The sequence below is a fragment of the Mesorhizobium sp. M7A.F.Ca.AU.001.01.1.1 genome, from assembly GCF_004022735.1.
Lineage (GTDB): Bacteria > Pseudomonadota > Alphaproteobacteria > Rhizobiales > Rhizobiaceae > Mesorhizobium > Mesorhizobium ciceri.
Genome location: NZ_RZPF01000969.1, coordinates 1 through 1,880, shown reverse-complemented (window position 1 = coordinate 1,880; position 1,880 = coordinate 1). Strand labels below are relative to the sequence as shown.

General features: G+C 63.9%; 3 protein-coding genes. 2 read left to right on the top strand and 1 reads right to left on the bottom strand.

The window, feature by feature from the left end:
- The coding region (locus EN884_RS34665; protein ID WP_245492038.1) for a hypothetical protein at nucleotides 1-542 on the top strand (542 nt) is incomplete at its 5' end.
- Nucleotides 543-562: 20 nt separating this feature from the next.
- On the opposite strand, the gene EN884_RS34660 is transcribed toward EN884_RS34665, so the two are convergent.
- On the bottom strand, nucleotides 563-1,243 hold the full coding sequence (locus EN884_RS34660; RefSeq protein ID WP_013532404.1) for a TetR/AcrR family transcriptional regulator: 681 nt from the start codon (nucleotides 1,241-1,243) through the stop codon (nucleotides 563-565).
- Nucleotides 1,244-1,338: 95 nt separating this feature from the next.
- On the opposite strand from EN884_RS34660, the gene EN884_RS34655 reads away from it, so the two are divergent.
- On the top strand, nucleotides 1,339-1,880 hold a 542-nt coding region (locus tag EN884_RS34655; protein WP_164895376.1), incomplete at its 3' end, for an NIPSNAP family protein.

Below are 1,880 nucleotides of genomic sequence, written 5' to 3'. Positions count from 1 at the left end.
CTGCGCATGCGGCCGGTTGCGTCGACGTCAAGTCCGCCAGAAAGGGTTTCGTTCTGGCGAGGCCCGGCATCCAGAGCGAATTTCGGCCCGTGGCCGGCGGGATGATGTCGGTTGCCAACACCTACGAATCGCAATCGCCGCAAACCCAGTATCTGTTTGCCGGCCTGATCGAGGTGTTTCGCGACAGCGACACCGGTCGCCTGGCGATGATCCCGCTTTCCGATCTGCGAAAGCTGTTTCCGCTGAAGGCGGGGACAAAGGCCGCGATAGAGTTCGTCGAGCTGTCGCCGAACAAGCCGCCGAAGGGCACCAAGACGCTGAGCCTGGTCGTCAAGGGCAAGGAGACATTCAGCCTGGGCGAGTGCAAATACAATGTCCTGGCGGTCAAGGAGACCTTCAAGAACGGTGCCGGCGAGACGCTGGATTCATTTACCGCCCTCTATGCGCCAGATCTGCAAGCCGCGCTCGCGCGGCGCTACGATGAAGGCACCAGTTCGGAATCCGTCAACGGCTACGAGACGATCAAGCCGCTGGCCGAGTAGCTGAACCAGAGCACGGCGAGTCAAGGGGTTCCCGGCCGTGGCAGTATCCTGTTGCGTCGCCTGGCCGCCAATGCGCCCTGCGATGGCGACGGCGCGCTTCGCTCAAGTCCCGCCAGACAATCCCGCAGCACACCGGCATCCTGCGTGGCCTTGGCCATCGACATCGCTCCGGAATAGGCGGCGACCGTCAGCGCGGCGAAGCGTTCGGGGTCCGTGCCCTCGTCCTTGCCCACCTGCTGGTCGGCATGCAGCTTGTCGGCAATCGCGCGCCGCCACCCGGCAAATATCCCGGCAAGGGCAATGCGGAAATCCGGGTCGGCAAGCGACAGTTCGTGCGCCAGATTGTTGAGCGGACAGCCGCGCACGAAACCCTGCTGCTCCAGTTGCGCCGCCACGGCCTCGAACACCGCGCGCACGCCTTCGCGGGCCGACGCCGCCGCCAGCACCGGCGCGATCCATGTCTCTTCGACCGCTGCCGCCACACGCTCGTCGATCACCGCCAGCGCGAGCGCCTTCTTGGTCGGGAAATGGTGATGCAGCGCACCGCCGCTGACACCCGCCGCCGCCATCAGGTCGCCGATGCTGGAGGCGTGATAGCCGCGCGCCTGGAACGCGTCCTCGGCGACATCGAGCACTTTCTTGCGCATGCCTTCAGGGTCGTTGATGCGTTTTCCCGGGCGCGGTTTTGGTTGAGCGATCATCTCTGCTGACATTGCCGGACATTAGCATATTGACAAAACAGGACAACCGGTCTGTTTTACAAACAGGACAATCACCCTGTTTTGGAGAATGCCGGATGAACCTGCCCCAGAACGTCGCGCCGAAACCCTCGGCGCTCGCCTCGCCTGTCGTCGAGTTGCGGCAATACACGCTGAAGCCAGGCCAACGCGACACGCTCATCGACATCTTCGACAGCAGGCTGATCGAGGGCCAGGAGGCCGCCGGCATGACCATCATCGGCCAGTTCCGGGATCTCGATCGGCCTGACATGTTCGTCTGGATGCGCGGCTTCGACAGCATGGATGCGCGGAAAAATGCTCTTGCCGCTTTCTATGGCGGGCCGGTCTGGGCGGCGCACCGCGATGCGGCCAACGCGACGATGATCGATTCCGACGATGTGCTGCTGCTCAAGCCGGCGTGGCCGGGCGCCGGCTTCGACCTTGCGGGGGCGCAGCGGCCAAGCCTGGCCGGCGACGAAAAGCCCATTCGAAACAGGCCGCTGACCGGCATCGTTGTCATCGAGATTCATCATTTGCAGCCCGGCACGGAGGCAGATTTCACCACCCGCTTCGAGATTGAGACGGCGTGCCTGATGACGGCCGACGCACGCCTGCTCGC

Bases quoted from the DNA above. Each gene is read 5' to 3' on its own strand.
- EN884_RS34660 (WP_013532404.1), bottom strand. From the start codon at position 1,243: ATGATCGCTCAACCAAAACCGCGCCCGGGAAAACGCATCAACGACCCT.